The sequence below is a fragment of the Sporosarcina luteola genome, assembly GCF_023715585.1.
GTDB classification, from domain to species: domain Bacteria; phylum Bacillota; class Bacilli; order Bacillales_A; family Planococcaceae; genus Sporosarcina; species Sporosarcina luteola_D.
This window is the reverse complement of record NZ_JAMBOK010000001.1, coordinates 987,047-1,011,413: the sequence shown is the minus strand read 5'-3', so window position 1 is coordinate 1,011,413 and position 24,367 is coordinate 987,047. Positions and strand designations below refer to the sequence as shown.

Annotated in this window: 22 protein-coding genes and 1 riboswitch; of the genes, 21 read left to right on the top strand and 1 reads right to left on the bottom strand. The window is 40.5% G+C overall.

What is annotated here, in order from left to right; all coding sequences use genetic code 11:
* Window position 1: 1 nt before the first annotated feature.
* The 19 genes from M3193_RS05200 to M3193_RS05110 all read left to right on the top strand — a co-directional run bounded on the left by M3193_RS05200 (window position 2) and on the right by M3193_RS05110 (window position 20,577).
* Window positions 2–760 (top strand): amino acid ABC transporter ATP-binding protein, encoded by a 759-nt coding sequence (locus tag M3193_RS05200; protein ID WP_251627220.1) that lies wholly within the window; start codon window positions 2–4, stop codon window positions 758–760.
* A 139-nt stretch (window positions 761–899) separates the two neighbouring features.
* A complete protein-coding gene (locus tag M3193_RS05195) occupies window positions 900–1,733 on the top strand; it encodes a transporter substrate-binding domain-containing protein (protein ID WP_251624847.1) in 834 nt (277 codons plus the stop codon).
* 259 nt (window positions 1,734–1,992) lie between these two features.
* Window positions 1,993–2,658 (top strand): amino acid ABC transporter permease, encoded by a 666-nt coding sequence (locus tag M3193_RS05190; RefSeq protein WP_251627219.1) that lies wholly within the window; start codon window positions 1,993–1,995, stop codon window positions 2,656–2,658.
* Window positions 2,659–2,686: 28 nt separating this feature from the next.
* The gene (locus tag M3193_RS05185; RefSeq protein ID WP_251624845.1) at window positions 2,687–3,376 is read left to right on the top strand and encodes an amino acid ABC transporter permease; all 690 of its coding nucleotides are present in this window, start codon (window positions 2,687–2,689) and stop codon (window positions 3,374–3,376) included.
* A 148-nt stretch (window positions 3,377–3,524) separates the two neighbouring features.
* Complete coding sequence (locus M3193_RS05180; RefSeq protein WP_251624843.1) at window positions 3,525–3,740, top strand: hypothetical protein; 216 nt, start codon at window positions 3,525–3,527, stop codon at window positions 3,738–3,740.
* 355 nt (window positions 3,741–4,095) lie between these two features.
* Complete coding sequence (locus tag M3193_RS05175) at window positions 4,096–5,271, top strand: AAA family ATPase (protein ID WP_251624841.1); 1,176 nt, start codon at window positions 4,096–4,098, stop codon at window positions 5,269–5,271.
* A gap of 15 nt (window positions 5,272–5,286) precedes the next feature.
* Window positions 5,287–6,729, top strand: coding sequence for a VWA domain-containing protein (locus tag M3193_RS05170; RefSeq protein WP_251624839.1), 1,443 nt, complete (start codon window positions 5,287–5,289; stop codon window positions 6,727–6,729).
* Window positions 6,730–6,889: 160 nt separating this feature from the next.
* A riboswitch (SAM riboswitch) is annotated at window positions 6,890–7,003 on the top strand.
* A gap of 160 nt (window positions 7,004–7,163) precedes the next feature.
* Window positions 7,164–8,147, top strand: a complete 984-nt coding sequence (locus M3193_RS05165) for an aliphatic sulfonate ABC transporter substrate-binding protein (RefSeq protein ID WP_251624837.1) — start codon at window positions 7,164–7,166, stop codon at window positions 8,145–8,147.
* 16 nt (window positions 8,148–8,163) lie between these two features.
* Complete coding sequence (locus M3193_RS05160; protein ID WP_251624835.1) at window positions 8,164–9,003, top strand: ABC transporter permease; 840 nt, start codon at window positions 8,164–8,166, stop codon at window positions 9,001–9,003.
* Window positions 9,004–9,016: 13 nt separating this feature from the next.
* Entirely contained in the window at window positions 9,017–9,736 is a 720-nt protein-coding gene (locus M3193_RS05155) for an ABC transporter ATP-binding protein (RefSeq protein WP_251624832.1), read from the top strand.
* A gap of 1 nt (window position 9,737) precedes the next feature.
* Entirely contained in the window at window positions 9,738–11,441 is a 1,704-nt protein-coding gene (gene acsA, locus M3193_RS05150) for an acetate--CoA ligase (RefSeq protein WP_251624831.1), read from the top strand.
* A gap of 56 nt (window positions 11,442–11,497) precedes the next feature.
* Window positions 11,498–12,154, top strand: coding sequence for a carboxymuconolactone decarboxylase family protein (locus M3193_RS05145; RefSeq protein WP_251624828.1), 657 nt, complete (start codon window positions 11,498–11,500; stop codon window positions 12,152–12,154).
* A 159-nt stretch (window positions 12,155–12,313) separates the two neighbouring features.
* The gene (locus M3193_RS05140; protein ID WP_251624826.1) at window positions 12,314–13,582 is read left to right on the top strand and encodes a sensor histidine kinase; all 1,269 of its coding nucleotides are present in this window, start codon (window positions 12,314–12,316) and stop codon (window positions 13,580–13,582) included.
* A gap of 6 nt (window positions 13,583–13,588) precedes the next feature.
* A complete protein-coding gene (locus M3193_RS05135; protein ID WP_251624824.1) occupies window positions 13,589–14,473 on the top strand; it encodes a response regulator in 885 nt (294 codons plus the stop codon).
* A gap of 121 nt (window positions 14,474–14,594) precedes the next feature.
* Window positions 14,595–15,875: a cation:dicarboxylate symporter family transporter gene (locus tag M3193_RS05130; RefSeq protein ID WP_251624822.1), complete on the top strand. Its 1,281-nt coding sequence runs from the start codon at window positions 14,595–14,597 to the stop codon at window positions 15,873–15,875.
* Between the two features lie 163 nt (window positions 15,876–16,038).
* A complete protein-coding gene (locus M3193_RS05125; RefSeq protein WP_251624819.1) occupies window positions 16,039–16,389 on the top strand; it encodes a VOC family protein in 351 nt (116 codons plus the stop codon).
* Between the two features lie 205 nt (window positions 16,390–16,594).
* A complete protein-coding gene (locus tag M3193_RS05120) occupies window positions 16,595–17,542 on the top strand; it encodes a ring-cleaving dioxygenase (RefSeq protein ID WP_251624817.1) in 948 nt (315 codons plus the stop codon).
* Window positions 17,543–17,660: 118 nt separating this feature from the next.
* Window positions 17,661–18,500, top strand: a complete 840-nt coding sequence (locus M3193_RS05115; protein WP_285851831.1) for a DUF2935 domain-containing protein — start codon at window positions 17,661–17,663, stop codon at window positions 18,498–18,500.
* A gap of 430 nt (window positions 18,501–18,930) precedes the next feature.
* Window positions 18,931–20,577, top strand: coding sequence for a sensor domain-containing protein (locus M3193_RS05110; RefSeq protein ID WP_251624815.1), 1,647 nt, complete (start codon window positions 18,931–18,933; stop codon window positions 20,575–20,577).
* A 97-nt stretch (window positions 20,578–20,674) separates the two neighbouring features.
* On the opposite strand, the gene M3193_RS05105 is transcribed toward M3193_RS05110, so the two are convergent.
* Complete coding sequence (locus M3193_RS05105; RefSeq protein WP_251624813.1) at window positions 20,675–21,550, bottom strand: carbonic anhydrase; 876 nt, start codon at window positions 21,548–21,550, stop codon at window positions 20,675–20,677.
* A gap of 355 nt (window positions 21,551–21,905) precedes the next feature.
* On the opposite strand from M3193_RS05105, the gene M3193_RS05100 reads away from it, so the two are divergent.
* Both M3193_RS05100 and tig read left to right on the top strand, forming a co-directional pair.
* Window positions 21,906–22,883: a tetratricopeptide repeat protein gene (locus M3193_RS05100; protein WP_251624810.1), complete on the top strand. Its 978-nt coding sequence runs from the start codon at window positions 21,906–21,908 to the stop codon at window positions 22,881–22,883.
* A 110-nt stretch (window positions 22,884–22,993) separates the two neighbouring features.
* Entirely contained in the window at window positions 22,994–24,280 is a 1,287-nt protein-coding gene (gene tig, locus M3193_RS05095) for a trigger factor (RefSeq protein WP_251624808.1), read from the top strand.
* Window positions 24,281–24,367: the final 87 nt, after the last annotated feature.

Below are 24,367 nucleotides of genomic sequence, written 5' to 3'. Positions count from 1 at the left end.
TATTTTAAACATAAAAAACTTGCACATATCATTTGATAAAAATGAAGTTTTAAAAGGAATCGATTTATCTGTTAAGAAGGGGGAAGTAGTTTCCTTTATTGGACCAAGCGGAACAGGTAAAACAACCTTGTTAAAATGTATTAATTATTTACAAAAACCTAATGAGGGCGAAATTCAACTTGGAGATTTAAATTTAGACTATAAAAATATAAAAAAGCAAGACATCCTTAGACTTCGCCGAAAAACCGCCATGGTATTCCAAATGTTCAACATTTTTAAACACAAAACGGTCATACAAAATGTGATGGATGCGCAAATTGCAGTTCAAAAGAAGTCAAAGGATGAGGCATATGAGAATAGTTATAGGCAATTAGAAAAAGTGGGTTTAATAGACAAAATAGATGAATATCCATCTAGTTTATCTGGAGGACAATTACAAAGAGTAGGTATTGCACGTGGTCTAGCGCTTGAACCAGAATTGATTTTATTTGATGAACCAACATCAGCGCTTGATCCTGAATTAGTAGAGGAGGTTTTGCGGGTAATCGAAGAAGTGGCAAAGTCAGGGATGACGACACTCTTAGTGACACATGAGATGGACTTTGCAAGAAGTATTTCGGATAAAGTTGTATTTATGGAAAATGGTCACATTGTTGAAGTAGGATCTCCGGAACAAATTTTTGTAGGTTCAGAGAATGTAAGAACAAGACAGTTTTTGAAAAAGTTCTATTCAAATCAAGAATTGCAAAAAATGCACTAACTGGTTACTCGACTGAAATACGGCTTCATTAGTATTTGGGACTTCCGAATTTAAATTTATGTAATCAAAGAATGAGAGTGCAAGACATGCCTAGGGAATTTAGGAAAGAAGAAAAATAACAGAAAAGGGATGATTTTAAATGGGAAAAAGGCTAATTTCATTTACTTTGTGTATATTCGTTTTAATATTTCTTGTCGCATGTTCGAATGATGATAAAACAAAAGCTGAAAGTGATGGAGATAAAAACGTTCGAATTATCAAAGTGGCAACCGGGCATACTTCAAAACCATTAAGTTGGATTGACAAGGATGGCGAAGTCACTGGTTATGAACCAGAAATTATAAAAGAACTTGACAAAGTAATAGATGGATATAAATTTGAATTGGTTGCTGTTGAAGATTCGGCAGGTGAAACCGGGCTAGCAACCGGTAAATACGATATGCTCGCAGGAGGCCTTGGTTTTACGGAAGAACGTGCAGAACAATATATAATCCCGTCAGAATCTAATGGGCGGGCTTTGATTAAAATTTATGTTGGGAAGGATAGCGGCATAGAAGGAATAGAAGACCTGGTCGGAAAGAATATTTCACCCCTTTCCCCAGCCGGGGCGACATTGAAAACAGTCAAGGATTGGGAAGCTGAGCACCCGGAACATAAACTTAAATACGATCTGGCGGATGTTGGTATACCTATGGCAGATAGGCTTAAAGAAATATCGAACGGTAAATATGATGCATTGTTTTATCCATCAAGTTACGGACAAATTAAGATTATAGAAGATCAGAAATTAGCTGTTCGTGCAACTGACCCTATAAAGATTATTCCGACCTTCTTTATGATACACAAATCAGAAGAAAACGAGAAATTGAAGGAAGCAATAGATGAAGGATTAAAGAAATTGAAAGATTCCGGAAAGCTTTCCGAGCTGTCTGTTGAATTTTACGATGAAGATGTTTTTCAATATGACAAATGAGGATAGAGATCACTTCTGAAGTTATTTAGTTAAGTACTGGATACCCCCAATCTATAAAAACACATCCATATTCTCTAGACTCCTTTGATTTGGGGATCAAATGAGGTAAAGAGGATATGGATGTAAACAAAGATTAAAACAGGTGTACCTTGAACGATAATAGTATACAACTCCCTAATGGCTTTATTATAAAATTTATTGACAGCAATTACATAAGTAAATTGAAACGTTATCATTTAAGGGAGGAATTACTTTGGAAATGAGTACGTTAGAATTGTTATTGGAATTTTTAAAAGTACTCCCCATTAATATTATAATAATAATTTTATCGGCAGCACTTGGATTACTCTTTGCTATTTTATTAACATTCCTTAGAATAAAAAAGATTCCGGTAATTAGTCAAATGGCAGATTTATATGTTTCATTTGCCCGAAGCGTCCCCGGATTAATATTACTTTTCATCGCGTACTTTGGTATCCCAAAGATTTTATCACTTATGGGCTTTAATTCGGTAGATGTAAGCCCAATGCATGCAGCGATCATTTCAATGGGATTTTATCATTCAGGATATATTTCTGAGGTATTTCGTCCAGCCTATCTGTCCGTCGATAAAAGTCAACATGAGGCAGCTGATAGTTTAGGCTATACGCCAACTAAAAAATTTTTTAGAATTATACTTCCGCAGGTAATACCTGTCGCCCTCCCCGGATATGGAAATGGATTAGTTTATTTAATCCATGATACATCGCTTATCTTTGCGATTGGTGTAATTGATATTATGGGGGTTGCTGAATTATTTATATCAAGATCTTATGGTACGAATCAAGTATTTATATACTTTGTTATCGCCTTGATGTTTTCTGCAATGTGTTTTACGGCTGATTTTTTGATTAAAAAACTTGAGAAGAAAACATCATTTAGATAGTAGTATAAGAATAATTAGGGGGGGTATAATGTTTGACTTAAAGGCTTCATACGATATGTTTTTAGGAATTCTGGGTTTACTTCCAAAAACCTTGTTGTTAGCGGTTACTATACTTATTTTATCAACGCTTTTAGGTATAGTGATAGCCATAATACAACAATATAAGATTCCAGTTTTAATTCAACTAATAGGGTTGTTCAAATTGTTTTTAAGAGGTACTCCCATGGTTGTTTTTCTATATTTAATGTACTATGCATTGCCAGCCATGGGGCAACTCATCATATCGCTGCTCGGTATTAATTACAATATGAATAATATGTCACCGGTTATCATTTTAATTGTTACTGTTAGCCTAACATTATCTGCCTTTCAATCGGAGATTATAAGGGGGGCATTTTTAGCCGTAGATTATGGACAAATTGAGGCTGCCCATTCTTTAGGTTATAGTTTTTATCAAACCTTTACTAGAATTATTGTTCCACAGGCATTTGTACATGCGGTACCCGATTTTGCAAACTCCTTTACTGTGGCGATTAAAGCTACTTCACTCGGTTTTTTAATAACCGTCATAGATATTTTTGCAAAAGCAAAAATTATGGCTGCTCAGAATTTCCGCTTTGTTGAAGCGTTTTTAATGGTGGCACTAATATATTGGGGGGCAGGTATTTTAATAACAAAGATTGCAGATAGATATGAGAATGACGTAAGGATAAAGTAAATGAAAAAAACATTTAATATGATCTATCACCTCCCGATCCCGGTAATAGAATATGATGTCTAGTAAGGTAAATTAACTACAAATATTGTGAATTTGTTGATAGTGAAAGTAAAAAACGTACGTAGTAGTTTTTATAGGGATGTAATTTTTGAGCAACATTGTTAAGGGTAATTTATTAATGTTGATTTCATCTATCGGATTTGTTGGCATGCCCCTTTTTGTAAAACTATCAGGAGATTTGCCCGTTATTCAAAATATATCAGCTATTATTGCGTTTATTTTAGTGATTTATTACAAAGGAAGTTTATTTGGTAAAAGAGAAAACCAATTAGTTTTGCTAGGTCGATCGATATTGGCTCTATGACTGGTTGGAGAGACGATAATTAGTTGAAGATTTTTTAGGGTTATTAAACATAAAGAGGAGATCAGTCAAGGATCGGATTTGTTTAAATACAACACAAATACAACACAAGATAGTTGGAAATGCAGTAACAAAAACGTTACTCGGCAAATATTTAGGTTCTCTTAGGAAGTATTTAATAATTTTCGATAAAAAGCGCTGTAACCGTTGTGACTTCAACGGTTGCAACGCTTTTTATCATTGCGGCGTTCGCTTGGATAAAAACTTAGTGATCGGCAGATTAAAATGACTTCGTATCCTTCAGACTATAAGTAAAGAAATTATTATACACATTGCAAAAAGTAAGGAGATATAGAAAATGGCTATGGCGAATTTGAAAAAGTTACAGGAAATTAGACAGGCACTCAATGCGAAGTATTTTGAACGGGAGAACGAGGTTGAAGGGATTCTTGTCGCTCTGCTTTCGAGACAGCATATGCTCATGATTGGACCCGCCGGAACTGCGAAATCTGCATTATCTGTCGAGTTGGCGAAGATCGTACACGGAACAGAATACTTCCAATGGTTATTAACTAGGTTCAGCACACCTGAAGAAGTTTTTGGTCCGTTGTCGTTGAAAGATCTTGAAAAAGGCATATACAAGCGGAATACAGTTTCTAAAATGCCGGAAGCACATCTTGTTTTCTTGGATGAGATATTTAAAGCCAATTCTGCAATTTTGAACAGCTTGCTGACTCTTATAAACGAGAGGATATTTTATAATAGCGGAGCGCCGGAAAAGGCACCGTTACTTTCAGTTATTGGGGCTTCTAATGAATATCCTGAAGAAGGGGAAGGACTGGAAGCTCTATTTGACAGGTTCTTACTACGATTCGAGTTGGATTATATTGCAGATCAAACGAATTTTGTTTCGATGATGAAGGGAACTGAGAGGAATCATTCTATGCCTTCCATGACGATGGACGAATTGATTCAACTTCAGTTGTTGACGGATAGTGTTTTAATACCGGATGAAGTGTATGAAAAACTCTCGGAGATTCGAAATGAATTACGTGACGAAGGGATACGCCCTTCTGACAGGCGATTTAAACAGTCACTTTCCGTACTTCAAGCGAAGGCGGTGATAAGCCAGAGACAAGTTGTGAATGTATCCGACATTGTCATCCTTGAAAATGTCCTTTGGCAAACGGTAGACCAAAAAGATGCTGTGTCTACCATTATCCGCAATCATTCACAAGATGTCGTTACGCAGGCCCTTCAATCCATACAAGATGAAGCATACGAAGTGTTTTACACCATTCTTCAGGATCCTTCGACCGAATTTGGAATGGAAGCGACTCACAAAATGAAAGCCTTAGTGGAAGATTTGAAAAAACTTAAAAGTGATTATCATAGTCGAAAAGATGATATTGATGCATTACTTACTAAATTGACTACGATGGAACATGAAATCTTGAATAACATTTTAGAACCTTGGTATTTTGAAGCTCGAAAGGAACAGAAGGAATCCGCTAGCACCTTCTTTAAAATGTGAAAAGGAGTGTTCTACTTGAACAGTCGTAATAGACGCACTGAAATTCGGTCGGTCTTGAACACGGACGCGTTCGATAAAAGACGTTTCAGAGATATTTTCGATATGTCTTCAGGTCTTCAAAAGGTAAGAGCTGAAGGTGTACTGCCGATGTTCGATTCATTACTGGCAGACATTTGGGCTTCCTTATACAAGATGAAACCTGAGATTATTGAAGAGGACCTAGAAAGTGTTTTAAAGGTTAATAAATCACTCATGGAAAGAATCATGGCGGACGAAAACTTTGATACCTTCCGAACCACCACCCGATTGGATGATTTGTCGTCAGCTATCGGCACGGTGAAATTCGGAGAGAAGATGAACCAATGGCTGGTTGACCAAAAAAATCAAGCCGAAGAATTGAAAGAGCAGATGCAGGAAATCCTTGCGGTGCAAAGGCAACTCCAAAGGCAGGAGTGGCATGATGAGACGGGAAATGGTAGTCGTGCAATCGAAGAGAAAATTACAGAGTTAATGGATAGATTTGATGAGAAATTGAAACAGAAACTCGAAAGCAATAGTAATAGCTTTTCACAAGCATTGGTTCAAGCGTTGCACGAAACAAAGCAGGTGAAGGAGGGTTTGAAATCATTGTTCGGTGGCACTCGAGCGGGCAGCGGGGATGCAGAACTGAAAAAAGTTCCTCTTCGAGACCAACTGTCGCTAGCAGAGAAGATAGCTTCTGATAAAAAAATGAAAGAAATTGCAGACTGGGCTGGTCGATTCAAACAGGCAGCCCGTAAAAAACAAAAGGCCGAATATAACGATGCGATGGAAAGAAGTGGAGTCACAATAGGTGGCGATATTGAACGGTTGTTGCCGATGGAGCTGGGATTTTACATGCATCCAATAACGAGGAACGACTTTCTTCGTCGGTTTGCAGAAGGTCAGACGATGCTATATGAACAGGAGGGAAAAGAGGTCCTTGGGAAAGGTCCAATCATACTTTGCTTGGATCAGTCGGGTAGTATGCAGCACCTTGATTCTCAATCCAAAGGGTTTACGTTAGCCCTCATATCGATTGCCAGAAAGCAGAGAAGGGATTTTTGTTTGATTTTATTTTCCACGCGCTTGCAAGTATTTACATACGAAAAGGGAAAATTAAAGATTTCGGATATGGTGAATCTGGCACAAACCTTTTTGAGCGGTGGGACGGATTTTTCTTTGCCTCTTGGTAAATCGCTAAGTGTTATTAATGAAAGCCGTTTTAAAAAAGCTGATGTAGTGTTTGTGACGGATGGTGAAGACAGCATAAAAGATTCATTCCTTGAGGAGTTCAATAAGAAGAAAAAAGAGAAAGCCTTTAATGTCCTATCCTTTATTATAGGTAACAGCACGAATACTGTGGAACAGTTTTCCGATAAAGTTGTCATGGTGAAAGATTTTGAAGATGAGGGAAGTTATGCTGCATTTGAAATCTAAAGGGGGCGCCTAAAAGGAGACATGGCGTGCAATTAAATCCGAATATTAATTTAAATTATTAATATAATATGAATTGTATGGTTGACAATTTATTTATATATGTTTATACTAATTTTCAATCAGTTGAAGTTATAAAAATGATTCTAACAACTACATACATCTCTTATTTAGAGTGGCGGAGGGAATAGGCCCGAAGAAGCCCGGCAACCAACAGATGAATTCATCTGAAAAGGTGCTACATCCTACAGGTGTTTTTAAGCCTGGAAGATAAGAGGAGGAATTTTTGCAGCCCTCTTCTTATGAAGAGGGTTTTTCATATTCATTAAAAGGAAACTAGAATTTCATAAAGCTAAATCCGACTATACCAATATGAACAATATTAATTAGGTTATTATGAATTCCAATATAAAAAACGAATTTAGGAGGAAATAGACATGAGGAAATGGATTGCAGGAGTGCTACTGGTAATCGGGGCAGCGCTAATGATGACAGCTTGTTCAAAAGGTGAAGGGAAGGAAAAGGGAGAGTTGAAGAAAGTAGTACTGGATTATGCATACTACTCACCAACTAGCCTTGCGCTGAAAGAATTCGGTTGGGCTGAAGATGCGTTTAAGGAACAAGGGATTGAAGTGGAATGGGTACTCAGCCATGGAAGCAATAAAGCGCTTGAATTTTTAAATTCGAAGAGCGTCGATTTCGGCTCGACGGCTGGTGCTGCTGCATTAATCGCCAAATCTAATGGGTCGCCAATTGAATCGGTCTATATTTATTCAAAGCCGGAATGGACTGCACTTGTGGCAACAGGTGATTCCAAAATCACATCAATCGAACAATTGAAGGGAAAAAAAGTAGCTGCGACGCTAGGAACAGATCCGTATATATTCCTTCTCCGTTCGTTACAGGAAGTTGGTTTGTCGTCAAAGGACTTGGAAATTGTGAATTTGCAGCACTCTGATGGAGCAAACGCTCTTCTAACCGGTCAAGTGGAAGCATGGGCAGGGCTAGATCCACATATGGCAAAAGTTGAAGTGGATTCTGGTGCCGAGTTATTTTTACGTGACCATGAAAAAAATACGTACGGAACGCTGAATGTCCGTTCTGACTTTGCCGAGCAACATCCTGAAGTGGTAGAAACAGTGATTGAGGTCTACGAAAAGGCTCGGAAATGGGTTATCGAAAACCCGGATGAGGCAGCCGACATACTTGCGAAAGAAGCAGAAATGCCATTGGAAGTAGCCCAGAAGAGTCTAGAACGTAACGATTTTTCAGATCCAATCCCCGGTTCAAAGCAAATTGAATCACTAACTGCAGCTGGTGAAGTGTTGCAATCAGAGAATGTGATTAACGGCAATGTGGATGTCGCAAAAATTGTAGAAGAATTAATTAATGATCAGTATTCAAAAAAAGTAATTCAATGAATTAGGGGGAATGGACATGACGGTCAATATTGACGAAAGAGAATTGTTTAAAACTAAAGGAAAAAAGTCGGTCAACGTTAACTTTGAAAATAAGGTGAGGGGGTTAGCTCTTGGCTTACTCATTCCGTTCATTCTTTTAGTCGTTTGGGAAACCGCTATCCGCTTAAATTGGCTTGATGCCTATGTCTTTCCCGCTCCAACAACCATTCTGCAAAAGATAATCGAATTAGCACAAGAAGGTACACTTTGGGGACATGTGGGGATCACGTTCTTTCGGGTCTTAATCGGGTTTCTGGCAGGAACATTTGCCGCGGTTGTATTGGGATCTATTGTTGGGTATTTTAAATGGTTTGAACAGCTGATGGACCCATTAATTCAAGCATTTCGCGCGATTCCCTCTTTAGCTTGGGTTCCATTGTTTATTCTTTGGATGGGAATTGGAGAATCATCAAAAGTGATGCTAATTGCTGTCGGTGTATTCTTTCCGGTTTATTTGAATATTGTCTCAGGTATTCAAGGTGTGGATCGCAAGTTGATTGAAGTCGGGAAGATCTACCATTTCACTCCGTTGCAAATTGTTCGCCGTATCATCTTGCCCGCTTCACTTCCATCATTCCTAGTAGGGTTGCGCAGTGGTGTCGGATTAGGCTGGATGTTCGTCGTAGCTGCCGAGCTGATGGGTGCCAGTCAAGGCCTTGGGTATTTACTAGTCGTTGGTCAGAATACGTACTCACCGGAGCTCATTATTGCCAGCATTATTTTATTTGCACTGTTAGGGAAAGCGACTGATTCTCTGTTGAAAACACTGGAAGCACGTGCATTGAAGTGGCAAGACAATCTTCAAAACCAACTATGATGGAGGGATTGCAATGTTGAAAGTAAAAGAGGCTACTAGGACATTTAATAACGGACTTGCAGGATTTAACAACATTTCATTTTCCATTAAAGAAGGAGAGACTGTTGGGATTTTAGGAACAAGTGGTTGCGGAAAAAGTACACTGCTGCGCGTTTTATCCGGACTGGATCAGAATTATGATGGGGCAATTGAAATTGGTGGTGTAGGAGAGCAGCCAATCGGGATGATCTTTCAAGAGCCGAGACTGATGCCTTGGCTTACTGTAAGAGAAAATATTTTATTCGGAGCGAAAGATGAGAAGGAGAAACAAGCAACAATCCAGGAGTATTTGAATCTTGTCGGTTTGTCTGACTTCGATGCTCATTATCCGAAAGACTTGTCAGGTGGGATGGCACAACGAACCGCAATTGCCCGTGCACTTATTGGCGAGCCGGATGTCTTGCTTCTTGATGAGCCATTTAGTGCGTTGGATGCTTTTACTAAAATGCAGCTGCAAGACTTATTGTTGAAGATCCAAAAGAACCGTCTAACAACGATGGTAATCGTTACACATGACATAGACGAGGCGCTTTACTTATGCGATCGAATTTTTATCCTCGGTGGTCAGCCTGGGACATTGCAAGCGGAATTGTCGATTGATGTAGCAAAGCCGAGAGATCGAGGCGATTCGTTTTTAGCGGCTAAAAAAGCAGAAATCCTTGAGCTTTTACATATCGAGAAGGAGGTTGTCTAACATGGCAAATGAGGAAGTGATTTATCCACAAAAAGGAAATTACAACATTACAGTTGAACTTCCTTCAAGAAAAGATTTCACATGGAAAAGTATCGAATCAAATTTCAGTTGGTCTGATACCGGAAAAGTGAATATGGCTTATGAATGTGTGGATCGCCATGTAGTGGAGGGGCACGGAGATAAAATCGCACTGCATTATTTTGGAGAAAATGAAGAGTACACAGTAACGTACCGCGAATTGAAAGAGAAAACCGATCTTTGGGCAACTGTCTTGAAAAAGAAAGGGGTGAAAAAAGGAGATTTCGTCTTTATCTTTCTACCGAAGCATCCTGATTGTCATATCGCGATGCTCGCTGCCATTAAACTAGGCGCAGTTGTCGGACCGCTATTTGAAGCGTTTATGGAAGATGCAGTGAAGGAGCGGATTGCCGATTGTGAGGGAACGTATTTAATTGCCTCACCTGAATTCATAAAACGGGTTCCGCGTGCCGAGTTGCCATCATTGAAAACGGTGTTCATAACGGCAGAGCCAGAACAATGCAAGGATGATGAAATATCATTGTTTGCCGAGGCTCGAGCAGTTGAGATTGAAGAGAATCTCATCGAGTGGGTGGAGTTGGACCATGCGCTTAATATTCATTATACGAGTGGTTCGACAGGTCGGCCAAAAGGAATTATCCATGCTCATCGAGCGATGATCCAACAATACATTACAGGCAGATGGGTGTTGGATTTGAAAGAAGACGATGTATATTGGTGCACGGCACATCCTGGCTGGGTAACGGGGACGGTGTATGGTGTTTTCGCTCCCTTGTTGAATCGGGCAACGATCGTCATTCACGGTGGCAGATTTAATGCCGATGAATGGTTTTCTGTATTGGAAAAATCGGGTGTCACTGTTTGGTATAGTGCACCTACGGCTTTCAGAATGCTGATGGCGGAAGAAGATGAAAAGACATCAAACTATGATTTGTCGAAGATCCGACATGTGTTAAGCGTGGGTGAGCCGTTAAATCCCGAAGTGATACGTTGGGGGATTAAAACGTTGTCGAACAGAATACATGATACATGGTGGATGACAGAAACAGGAGCCCAGCTCATTGTGAATCTGCCCTCCGACAAAATAATTCCAGGGTCGATGGGAAGACCGTTTCCGGGAATTGAAGCGGCAATTCTAGGAGATGATGGTGAAAAACTTGCGCCTGGCGAAGTAGGACACTTAGCTTTGAAAGCGAATTGGCCTGCAATAATGAGGGAAGTGTGGAACGATCCTGCCAAGTATTCGACGTACTTCCCATTCGAAGGATGGTATGTATCAGGCGACTTGGCGACGATCGATGATAACGGCTATATCTTTTTCCAAGGCCGGAGCGATGATATGATCAATTCTTCGGGCGAGCGAATCGGCCCATTTGAAGTGGAAAGTAAACTAATCGAACATCCAGCGGTTGCAGAGGTGGGTGTCATTGGGAAGCCAGACGCGGTGCGAGGAGAAATCGTGAAGGCATTTATCGTCTTACGGGATGGATATGAAGCGAGTGATGCGCTGCTACAAGAATTACGTCTTTTTGTACGAAGTGGGCTTGCTGCTCATGCTGCGCCGAGAGAAATTGAGTTTCTCGAGGAATTGCCGAAGACACCGATCAGCGGAAAAATTCTTCGTCGGGAATTGAAGGCTAGGGAACTTCAGAAATTAAACGTCTGATTTTGGAAGTTGAGAATTACAAATAACAAATAGAAAATAATGAGGAGGAAATAATGATGAGTAATGAAGCATTGTATAAAAAATCATATTTTAATCGTCTTGGTGAACTAAGTGACCTAGTTCCAGAAGCATTCAAGGCTTTTGCTCAATTTGACAAACTTGCCCTATCTGAAGGGAAACTAACTAAAAAGTTAAAAGAACTAATTGCTATTGCTGTAGCACATACAACAGGATGTCCATATTGTATTGAAGTTCATGTGAAAGCTGCGAGATCAGAAGAAGTTTCGAAGGAAGAAATGTCGGAAGCGATTCTAGTGGCGACGGCCTTAAAGGCAGGATCGGCTCTTGCTCATGGTGTGAATGCTTTAAATGCATACGACCAAACTGACGACGATGATCTATACAAAGCATCCTATTTTACTAGATTAAAGGAGTTCTCAACACTAAATGGGGATGTCTTTAAGTCATTTGTTGATTTTGATACGAAATCAATGAAAGAAAGCATCTTAAGTGTAAAAGAGAAGGAATTGATTGCAGTAGCTGTAGCACACACTACAGGATGTCCGTACTGTATTGACATCCATACGAAGGGTGCAAAGGATGCGAACGCTTCTAAGGAAGAAGTAGCAGAATCAATTATGGTAGCAACTGCATTAAAAGCAGGTTCAGCGTTGGCTCACAGTGTAAATGCATTAAATGCATTTGATTCATAACACAGGGTATTCCCTTATAAGTTTAAAAGCGATGCAAGCGTTGAAATAGTAACGTTTGCATCGCTTTTTCTTTATTAAATAATACATTTATAAAACGATTGAATACCTGTCATGCTATAATTTCCAAAGAAGATTATTTCTTATAATAGGAGATAGTATATGATAAATAAGCAATTAACCCAAAAAGAACATAAAATCGATACTGCAGCCTTATTGTTGACGGCTTTATTGACGGCAATTGCAGGGGAGTTTAAACTTATTCCTTTCAATGGAGAGTCTTTTCGTTTTGGTTTAGGGAGCATTGCTTTTTTCCTTCTCCTCCTCATACGTCCAGCGGGATCTCTCCCGTTGACAGGGGTGGTGACTGGTTTGACTGTCGTTGTTTTTCGAACAGGTGTTGAAATGACGTCGACGTCTGTTTCTTTTTTGGATGGTTTCCAGCATCATTTGCCTACTATGTTATATTATGTTGTCTTTGCGATGGGTTTTCATATCATCCATTTTGACAAGTATCGCGACTCTCCGCTCATATTAGGGGCTTGGGCTTCATTATTTGAGTTTGTCGGGAACAGTTCGGAAAGCATCATGCGCATAGTCATGCTAGACCGGGATGGTCTACTGTTGAAAGACTTGGCGTTGATTGCTGGTGTGGCGATATTGCGCAGCTTTTTCGTTGTTGGCCTCTATAGTTCAATTATGATATCTGAGCAGAAAAATCGCGTACGGGAAATGCTCGGAATCGGTTCGAATCTGTATGCAGAGTCGTTATATTTACAGAAGTCGATGAATCATATCGAACAAGTAACGGCCGCCAGCCATGACTTATACCGGAAGTTGAAGCAGAAAGATCTACATGAGCTGAGTGTGCAGGCGCTTGCCATTGCGCAAGAAATCCATGAAGTGAAAAAAGACAATCAGCGTATCGTAGCAGGATTGTCTAACATTACAAAAGAAAAGAGCGCTGATTTCTTTCTTTTGTCCGATCTGTTTGAACTCGTAATTACATCGAATCGGAAATATAGCGAGTTATTGAAGAGGACTGTCGATTTCCGTTTAACCATGTCAGTTGATTATGAAACGGCTAAGCATATCCCGCTGTTAGCTCTATTGAACAATGTAACGGCTAATGCCGTTGAATCGATCGCGCATAAGGGCACTGTTGACATTCAAGTATTCGATGAAGCGGATGATCTGTGCATCACGATCCGGGATACAGGCAAAGGGATTCGAAAAGAAGACATCCCAATACTGTTTGAACCGGGCTATACAACGAAGTTCAATGAGCAGGGCGTGGCGGCAACTGGCATTGGTCTATCCCATGTCCAACAGATTGTTCAAACGCTGCAAGGGGAGATCCATATTGAATCACTAGAAATAGGAACGGCTATTCAAATACGGATTCCTTCCCATACATTAGGAATGAGGTGATCTATCGTGCGTTATTTTATCGTAGATGATGATTTGGCATGTCGGAAAATGCTTGAACAAATTATCGTAGAAGAGGAGCTTGGCTATGTTGCAGGTGAGGCGGAAAATGGGGTGAAATCACTTGTGCCCATCATCTCCACACAGCCGGACGTTGTACTAATCGATTTTCTCATGCCTGAATTAGATGGCATTGAAACAATGGAGCAATTGAAAAAGCAGGGATTCAGCGGCCAATTCATCATGATCTCACAAATCGTCAACAAGGAAATGGTTGGCGAAGCGTATGAAAAAGGTGTAGAGTTCTTTATCCATAAGCCAATTAATCGTGTGGAGGTCCGAAGCATTTTAACGAAGACTGAGGAAAACTATCGGCTTCATCAATCACTGCAAACGATTCGGGAATCGCTTGCGGATATCGGATCGGCTGGTGAACAACCAATCAGGCACAGTGTAAGTGAGGTTGTCCGATCCATTTTAAATGATATGGGGATTGTCGGAGAAGCGGGTAGCGATGATATCGTAGCCATTATGGACTTGCTCATGCAGCAACAAGAACGGCCATCGCAGTTACCTCCATTAAAGGAGTTATACGAGGCGGCTGCCAGGAATCTTGAAAATGTTGATGTTGCGAAAGAAAGCAAGGCGATGGAGCAGCGGATCCGCAGAACAATTGCAGCCGCAGTCAACAACCTAGCCTCGATGGGAGTAGTCGATTATACATCGCCTCAATTCGAATATTATGCACCGCGCTATTTTGACTTCCAGGACATTCGCCTACGTATGAAACAAATAGAAGATGACCTCCCAGCTCCTTCTCGATTAAAAATTAACAGTAAGAAGTTCCTTCAAGTGCTCTATATTGAAACGAGCGAAAGGTATAAGCGAAAATGAATATTTTTCCTTCAAATAAATAATGAAATACATTGTCGGATTTTGTCGGATTTGATAAGTCGCCCTTACACTTGAAAAAAGTGAGAAAACGCTTTCATTGGTAGATAAGGGAGGCATATTTATGAAAAAGAAATTCAAATTTCCATTAGCGTATCAAATACTGGTCGGATTAATAGCAGGAATCATCGTTGGTGCGGTCTTTTATGGCAATCCGGCAATAGAGACGTATTTACAGCCGTTAGGTACTATCTTTATTAACATGATTAAGATGATTGTTGTACCGATCATCGTTTCAACTTTGATCGTAGGTGTTGCAGGAACTGGCGACTTGAAGCAATTAGGAAAACTTGGCGGAAAGACAATGCTTTACTTCCAAGTTGTTTCATTAATCGCTATCCTCGTCGGCTTATCTGCCGCGAATATTTTTAAACCAGGTGAAGGCATTGATATGTCGACATTGGCAAAAGGCGATATCGACTCCTATGTCCAAACGACTGAAAGTGTACAAAACGAAGGATTTATGGACGTTCTTGTCGGTATCGTGCCGAGCAATATTATCCAAGCGATGGCATCAGCCGATATGCTTGCGGTTATCTTCTTCTCTGTATTGTTCGGATTAGGTGTTGCTTCTATTGGAGAGCGCGGCAAACCTGTGCTGGCATTCTTCCAAGGCACTGCAGACGCGATGTTCTGGGTTACGAACCTGATTATGAAATTCGCACCGATTGGCGTATTCGGTTTGATAGGTGTGACGGTTTCGAAATTCGGACTGGAATCGCTCGTGCCGCTTGGGAAATTAATGATTCTCGTTTATGCAACGATGATTTTCTTCGTAATCGTGGTACTTGGCGGAATTGCGAAGTTAGTCGGCTCAAGCATCTTCAGCATTATTAAACTGTTGAAAGATGAACTTATTTTGGCTTATTCTACATCTAGTTCTGAAACTGTGCTACCGAAGCTCATGGAGAAGATGGAGAAATTCGGCTCACCGCGGGACATCGTGTCATTCGTTGTTCCGACGGGCTATTCATTCAACTTGGACGGGTCGACACTTTACCAAGCACTTGCGGCAATCTTCATAGCGCAAATGTATGGCATCGACCTGAGCATCATGGAACAGGTTACATTAGTGTTAGTACTGATGATAACTTCCAACGGTATCGCAGGTGTACCTGGCGTCTCATTCGTCGTATTGCTTGCGACACTAGGCACAGTCGGGATCCCATTGGAAGGACTTGCTTTCATCGCAGGAGTCGACCGATTGCTCGATATGGGTCGAACAGTTGTCAACGTACTTGGAAACGCAATGGCTACGGTTGTTATGGCTAAATGGGAAGGCCGCTTCCGGACTGAAGACATAGGCAAGCATACGCAGGTTAACCCTGTTAGTGATTCAATCTAATTGGACAGGCAGTTCCGCCGCCCATAACGGGTAGGGGGAACTGCCTGTTTTAATTTGGCTGTATGAATCAGTGCGAGATGTAAAAAGGGATTTATGCTCGTTTTGTTGAACATACCATTAGCGGGAACAGTTTGTTCACAAAGAAGAGTGGGGGTAGTGTGTTATGAAGATAAAAGGTTTTGGCGGGGTTTTTTTGAGGTCAAAAAACGTAGATTATGTAAAGAACTGGTATGAAGAAACGCTGGGATTTTCGATGGGCGAATGGAATGGCACAATTATCAAATCAGATCTAGATAATGAAACGATATTTTCTCTTTTCAAAGAAGAAAATAGCTATTTCCCTGTTGAACAATCTGTAATGCTAAATTTCCAAGTGGAAGATATAGAAGGTTGGATGGAGCACTTCGAGAAAATTGGTGTACCACATATAAAAGAACCTGAGAAGAGCGAGTATGGGACCTTTGTTTGGATTACTGACCCAGAAGGAAGATGGATTGAAATTTGGGAGAAATGATTATCGTCAATACAGCCAATTGCTAGAGTAACTCTGGTAATTGGCTGTTTACATTTATTGATGGGAAAATGTGCCGTCATATTCTGACTGACAAGCATATAGTTAGAATTCGAGATGCTTTTCTTGCATCATAATTAGTTAAGTTATAAAGAATTTCTTATCTTCTCACTTGTCTAATCGAACGATAAATAGGAGGAAAAAACTCATGTACAAAATTCTAGGACATCACCACATTTCAATGATCACTAAAAATGCAAGTCAAAACAATTACTTTTATAAAGAAGTACTTGGTTTACGGCGTGTGAAAATGACGGTAAATCAAGACGATCCGTCAATGTATCACTTGTTTTATGGAGATCGAACTGGAAGTCCTGGCACTGAATTATCATTTTTTGAAATTCCAGTTGCAGGAAGTACGCACCGCGGAACAAATGCCATCACCCGAATCGGATTACTTGTCCCATCCGCTACAAGCTTATCTTATTGGAAAATGCGTTTTGAAGAATTTAATATACAACATAGTGACATTACAATGTATGCTAATCGTCCTGCTTTGCACTTTGAGGATTCAGAAGGCTTGAGGATGGTGCTTCTTGTGTCAAATGACGAAAAAGTCGAGCACTGGGAAACATGGGGAAAATCAAAGGTACCGGAAGAACATCAAATTTTAGGCATGGGTTCAGTTGAAATAACTGTGCGCAGGCTCGATAAACTTGCAAATACACTTACAGAAATATTCGGCTATATGGAAGTGCTACGTACGGAAGAAGAGGCGATCTTTCAATCGGTTAAAGGTGAAGTTTTCGGTGAAATTGTAGTGAGATTTTTAGACGGTCCATCCGAAAAGCCTGGACGCGGCAGCATTCATCATTTAGCGATCCGTGTCAAAGACGAAGAAGAACTTGCCTATTGGGATGGGCAAGTCCGGGCAAAAGGCTTTCATTCATCCGGTATCGTGGACCGCTTTTACTTCAAGAGCATATATTTCCGCGAATCAAACGGAATTCTATTTGAAATCGCGACAGACGGACCGGGTTTTACAATTGACGGAAATATTGAAACGCTGGGTGAGAAATTAGACTTGCCGCCGTTTTTAGAAGAGCGTCGGAATGAAATTGAAGAGAAACTTCAACCGATTGAGGAGATAGAATAATTACAGAAAATCCCTTGTGCATTTGAAAAGTTAAGTCTCAAAAAAGATTTTTGGAATAGGGACAACTTTACCCGGAATAGATTGATTCAGTACGTTTGCATACGAGGGGGAGATTCGTTTGTATTGGAATGAAGAGTATCAAGCCGGCGGTCCCAACATATCGCCAACAGAGTTTGTGGAACGGTCACTGGAGGAAATTCGGTTTTGGTCACGAATCATGAAAGAACATTCCCTATTTCTCAGATTGGGGTTTCGATGCGAAGATACTCAGCTAATCGCAGAAGCGAATCATTTTTTTCAGTTATTTGAACGGATTGAACAACAGTCGCATGCTTTTACGAATCAAACAGACCCAATGACGATCAGAAGGTTCAATTCGGAAGTTCAGATGGCAGCGGCAAATATTTACGCTTTTAAACGGAAAGTGTTAGGGTTGATCCTTTCTTGCCAATTGCCCGGTGGAAACAACTTCCCGTTATTGGTTGACCATATTAGTCGGGAAGCCAATTATTTTAGGAAGCGACTCATTGAGTTGAATGAAGGGAAATTAGTGCCACTTGCAGATGCAATCATCAAAGAGAATGTGTTCTTTTTACGAATTATGGCCGATCATGCAAAATTCATCGGTCATCTACTCGATCCTTCGGAAAGAAAGCTAGTGGACATCGCAAGGAATTTCAGCAATGATTTTGATGAGTTACTGTTCCAAGCTAGAGATTTAGACGGAATGAGACCGTATTCCCAAACCGTTCCGTTGTTGGACCAATTTCTTGATCAAAATCGGGTGTCTGTCGTTTCCCTTCGCGATTTCAAAAAGACGGCAAGAGATTTAATCGAGGAATGTAAAATAAAGAGCATTATCCATCCGTTATTAGCGGACCACGTTTACCGCGAAGCAGACCATTTCCTAACGATTATTGATTCGTTCGATGCGCACCTTACTGGGGCGAATGCATAGAAAATTAATAAGGATGGCGTTAAACTTCGAAAAGTCAAAGTTTAACGCCATCCTTAATTTATTCAAGAAATCTATTTAACTTCTATTATTACAGTAATCAATTACATCCTTAAGTAACTGTATATCAGACCAAATAGTAGGCTTTAAGCTATCAGGACATCTATTTACATCACTCTGCAATTTCTGGATTTCCACTTCCAGTAAAAATAAATCCTTCATAGTATTCACCTCTCTGTGGTTAACATACCCAATTTTATATTGGTTCAAACTATCTATTTGTATGTGCTATATAGGATTTTAAAACTAGTTATAGTATAATTGCAAGAATGGGTAGAATCTATTGTTTTCATAAATGATTGCAAATTTCTTGAGCCAGACACTTTTTCATAACGACTGTTACGTAGTGATCACGAAGGAAGGGGCAATATAAATGGATAAACTATTAGAAGGAATCACGATTGATGTGATGAATAGAGTTCTGACTTTTAATCCCGATCCTATCTTCCTGCTAGATGCTAAGGGAGAAGTACTTGATGTCAATATGGCGGCAACGGATTTATTCGGCTATACAGCATCCGAATGGGTGGACATTGATTTTCAAGAGATAATTGCCCCGAGAAGTATTGATGACATAGTTAGATCTTTCGCTAAAACATTAAATGGGGACTTTTGTTCTTATAGTGTAAGTGCTTATGATAAAGAGGGGAAGTTGCTTCATTTGTATGTGAAAAACCTTCCCATATGTGAATCAGGTCAGCAGCCAAACAAAATAATGATTGTCATAAATGATGTGACTGAACACGTCCAAGCAAAGGATGAACTTCGAAAAACTGCGGAAAAGTTAATGTTTTTTTATGAGTCATCTGCCGAAGCAATGGATATTATCGACTTGGACGGAAATGTTGTACAGGTGAATCGAGCCTTCGAAGAAATGTATGGATGGAAAGCAGAAGAAATCGTAGGAAGACCAATGCCGACAATACCAGCTAAACAAAGAGAGCAAGTAAAAAGAGACCGTGCACGGGTATTAAATAATGAAAGCATCCGTGGGCTCGAAGTGGAATGTTTGAAAAAGGACGGCACATTTATCCCGGTCAGTATAACGCTATCTCCGCTTCATGATGAACATGGCAACATTATTGCTTTTTCCGGTATTTCTCGTGATATTTCAGAGAGGAAAAGATTTGAAGAGGCCTTGATCCGCAGTGAAGAAAAATATCGTTTAATAGCCGAGAATATGACTGATTTAGTAACAATCATAAATAAAGACGGAGTAATCGTCTATGGATCCCCCTCACTTACCCCTGTCCTAGGGTTTCCACTGGAGTATTTCGAAGGGAAGAGTGCTATAGACATTGTGCATCCGGAAGATTTGCCGGCAATTCAAGAGCAGTTTTTTTCTTTGCACCAATCAAAGGGATCTGCCGAAATGGAGTTCAGGTATAGGCATAAAACAAAAGAATGGATATGGCTTGAAGCAAAAGGTACGTATTTTGTAGATGAAAAGAATGGTGAAGGTTTTATTTTGGTCGTCTCCCGTGTTATCGAAGAAAAAAAGATGATGCGCGAGAAACTGACGCAAATGGCTTTTCATGATGAGCTTACAGGATTGCCGAATCGCAGACTTTTTCAGGAGATCATGCGCCAAACTTTAAAGGAAGCAAAGCGAAATAAAGAAAATTGTGCATTACTCTATATGGATCTTGATAAATTCAAGTGGGTGAATGATCATCATGGCCATTCCGTCGGTGATGAGTTGTTGAAACGACTTTCTAAGAGGGTGAGACACTCACTTCGGGAGAGTGATGTGTTTGCACGTCTAGGTGGGGATGAATTTCTCGTGCTACTTCCAGATACCGAAGAGAACGAGGCGATGGCAATTGGAGAACGAGTCTTGGAGAGCTTACAAGAAGCATGGCAAATAAGGGGGAATTCCTTTACAACTACTTCAAGTATAGGCATCGCCATGTTTCCGCAAGACGGAACTACGATGGACGAGTTAATGACGAATGCGGACAACGCCTTGTACAGGGCGAAGGAAAATGGGCGCAACACATATATAACCTACTCAACTTGAGTTTTAGTTGATAAAAATGGCCTTTCATCAATCCAGAGGAGTGATGAAAGGCCATCCTTGTAGTAGCGCTAGATGTTTTAAACGATTACTATCTATTTCAATCTACTTCATCTACTTCAATTATTTCGCGGTCATTTACTGGTTGAACAGGACGTTGGTTTTCAGGGAAAGTCTCCTGATAAGCTTGAATTTGTTCTTTTGACATTTCAATTGGTTCTTCAAAAACAATCCATTTCACCTTCTCTGTGCAAGGCGGTGTCGTTAATGAGCCGTTGTAAGTGTAAGTTGTTTGATCCGAAGGAAGTAAGGCATTTAAATCAATCGTTTCATTTAAATCAATTTCATTCTCTGTTTCATTCATCGGTAATGCATCCCAAATAGCTGCAAGTGTTTCGTTTTCTTTTCCTTCTTTAATCATTAAACCGAGTACTGCAAGTCCACCGTCTGCATCTTGGTGTACTAGATGAAGTTCCATATCCATGGTTTCACCATTTATTTGGTGCTCGCTTGGTGTATGGAAATGGAATTGAACAAGTTTGTATTCTGTTCCATCGATGACAATGCTATTGTCCGGTGCTTCAGGATTAGCCTGCAAGGAATGTCCGTTATCAATAAATGAAAACTGTGACGGCTTGTATTGAATTTTAAAGCTATCTAGCACTTCATTTGTTTTAACTTGCGAGGATTCGATATTGATTGGTGATTGCTCATTTCCTTTTGCGCAAGCTGAGTATGAAGGATCCAACTCCCCCCAATTATCCGGACCTGTTTCTTCATCGTAAGACCATTGCATGTTCGTTGAATCGTTCGAGTCGTTTGCATCTGTTGTCTCAGTTTCTGTTGGGGTACTGTCAGCTGCTTCTTCTTTTTCTGATGTGGTTTTTTCCGTTGTCTCTGTTGCTTGTTCAGAGCATGCTCCCATTAACAAGCCTAACAATACAACTGCAAACGGATACAAAAATAATTTTTTCATCGTTGGGAATTCCCGCCTTCCTTAATTTTTTTCTGCGCTGTTACACAAGAAATACTATACTGAAAAAATCGTCAAAACAAGACAATAATTACCAAAACGGATGAAATTCCCCAATACAGTTACTTGATACTAAACGTTTGTTAATTAAAAGGAATGGACGTGAGAATTATCCCTTGGTGCTTACTTACTAAGTTCCATTTCATGGGTTTAATAAAATCGAAAGATCGAAGCTGGTTTGTGGAAAAATGCATCGATAAATTTTCAGACATGAACATATGTAACAAGGAGTGAATAATTCATTTCCGGTTGGAAAATGCTATATGGTATAGTGGATGGATGAAGGAAGGTGAATCCAGTGAGACATAGATATGGAAGGCTAATTAAAAAGGATAACATCGTCGTGTTTCCTGGCGCCTTGGAACGCTTGATTGAAAAAGGGTTGGATGCTGTGGAAGATACAGACTATGCGGAAGCTGTGGAGGCTTTCGGACAGGCGTATCATTTTGATCCTGACAACACCCGCATATTGGCGCCATACGCAGTTTCTTTATATGAAACAAAAGATTTTCCTATGGCAAAAGAAGTGGCAACGAAATTATTACATAGCGGAACAACAGAGTATCTGGACGCCATGGAATTATATTTAGCAATCAGCATCCAGCTGCAAGATTATGAAGAAGTCGAGATGACGATCGAAACCCTGCTTGATGAAGATATCGTTCCGCCAAACATGGAGAAGAAATTCAATTACTTACGGGAGTTGAATAAAAGATTATCCTCAAAATACATACGGGAGGAATTGGAACCTCGACAATTGGAAACGTTCACCATGGAAGAATTCATGGAAGGGACAACAGAAACACAACAGGAGATCCTTGCTTTATTTGAAAACAGGGAATTGGACAAGGCCACAATAGACTTGTTGTCGCAAATTGTCGAAGAAGAAACCTTGCACCCGATCGTCATCACGTATGCGCTTGTCCTGCTGCGTGAATGGGGCTATGAAGGGGTAGTGACGGTCCGGAAGTTTGGAAGGTCGAAACGTGTCATCCCAGCGGAACTTGAGCTGCCGAGTCAGGATGAGCGTTCCGTTGAAGTGGTGAATCAAATCGGGGAGTTTTTCGAGAAGGATCCCTCGCGCATGCAAATGGCTATCGACGCCAGTCTTCGTTATGGCATAATCGCCTACCCATTTGGCTGGGATGGATATGCAACTTCCGAAGTTGCGGACGCATATACGCAATACATAGAAAGCATGTTCACGGGGGAACCGTTCAAAGCAACAGATCTGATGTCCTGGATCAGAAGAGTTGACCAACAGCCGGACAAGTGATGTGCAGTAAATCTGTTGAAAGATCAAAAGACTATGATATACTGTAAGGGTTGTAAATAGCGTATAAACGTGAGAAAATATACTGGTCATAATGATTCGGAGGTATTTAAATGTCTGTTAAATGGGAAAAAGAAGAAGGCAATAAGGGAACACTCACAGTAGAAGTTCCTGCTGAAACAGTGGATGCAGCAATTGATGAGGCTTTCAAGAAAGTAGTAAAGAAAGTTCAAGCGCCTGGGTTCCGTAAAGGGAAAATGCCCCGTAAAATGTTCGAAAGAATGTACGGCGTAGAATCGCTATATAACGATGCACTTGACATCATCCTGCCTGAAGCATATTCAAACGCGCTTGATGAAGCGGATGTCGAGCCGATCGCTCAACCTGAAATCGAGATCGATGAGATGGAAAAAGGCAAAGCGCTCGTATTCAAAGCACATGTTACATTAAAGCCTGAAGTGAAACTAGGCGAATACAAAGGTCTTGAAGTGACACGTCAGGAAACTGAAGTGACGGATGAAGAGATCGAAGCACAATTGAAGGATCGTCAATCAGCATTGGCTGAAATGGTAGTGAAGGAAGACGGCGCTGTCGAAAATGGCGACACTGTCAACCTTGACTTCGAAGGCTTTGTTGATGGTGAAGCTTTTGAGGGCGGGAAAGCTGAAGGATACGATCTTGAAATCGGATCTGGCTCATTCATCCCAGGATTCGAAGAGCAAGTTGTTGGTATGAAACAAGGCGAAGAAAAAGACGTTGAAGTTTCCTTCCCTGAGGAGTACCATGCTGCAGAATTAGCAGGCAAACCGGCGGTATTCAAAGTGAAAGTTCATGAAATCAAGTCCAAGGAAGTTCCTGAGCTGGACGATGAGCTTGCAAAGGAAATCGATGAGAGTGTCGAAACCCTTGAAGAGCTTCGTGCAAAAATGAAAGAGCAAACAGCACAAGAGAAGAAAACTGCTTCTGAAACAGCAATGCGTGACGATCTTGTAGAAGCTGCAGCACGCAATGCCGAAATCGATATCCCGGAAGTGATGATCGACTCCGAAGTGGATCGAATGATGGACGAATTCGGTCAACGCCTCCAAATGCAAGGGATGAACCTTGAATTGTATTTCCAATTCTCAGGACAAGATGAAGCAGCTTTACGTGCGCAAATGAGAGACGATGCGCTTAGCCGCGTTCGCGTTTCCTTGACACTTGAAGCAATCGGAGCTGCTGAAGGCCTTGAAGTAACAGAAGAGGAAATCAATGCTGAACTAGAGAAAATGTCTGAGCAATTCGGTATGGACGTCGATCAGATCAAGCAGACATTAGGCGGAACGAGAGTGCTTGAAAACGACTTGCGTTTCAACAAGACTGTTGAATTGCTAGTGGAAAATGCAAAAGTCGCTGAATAATTGTTGGTGAAAAATACAAGGTACGGGTTTCCGTGCCTTGTTTTTCATAGGTAAGGATTTTTGGGCAACTATAGAGGATAAGTTCTA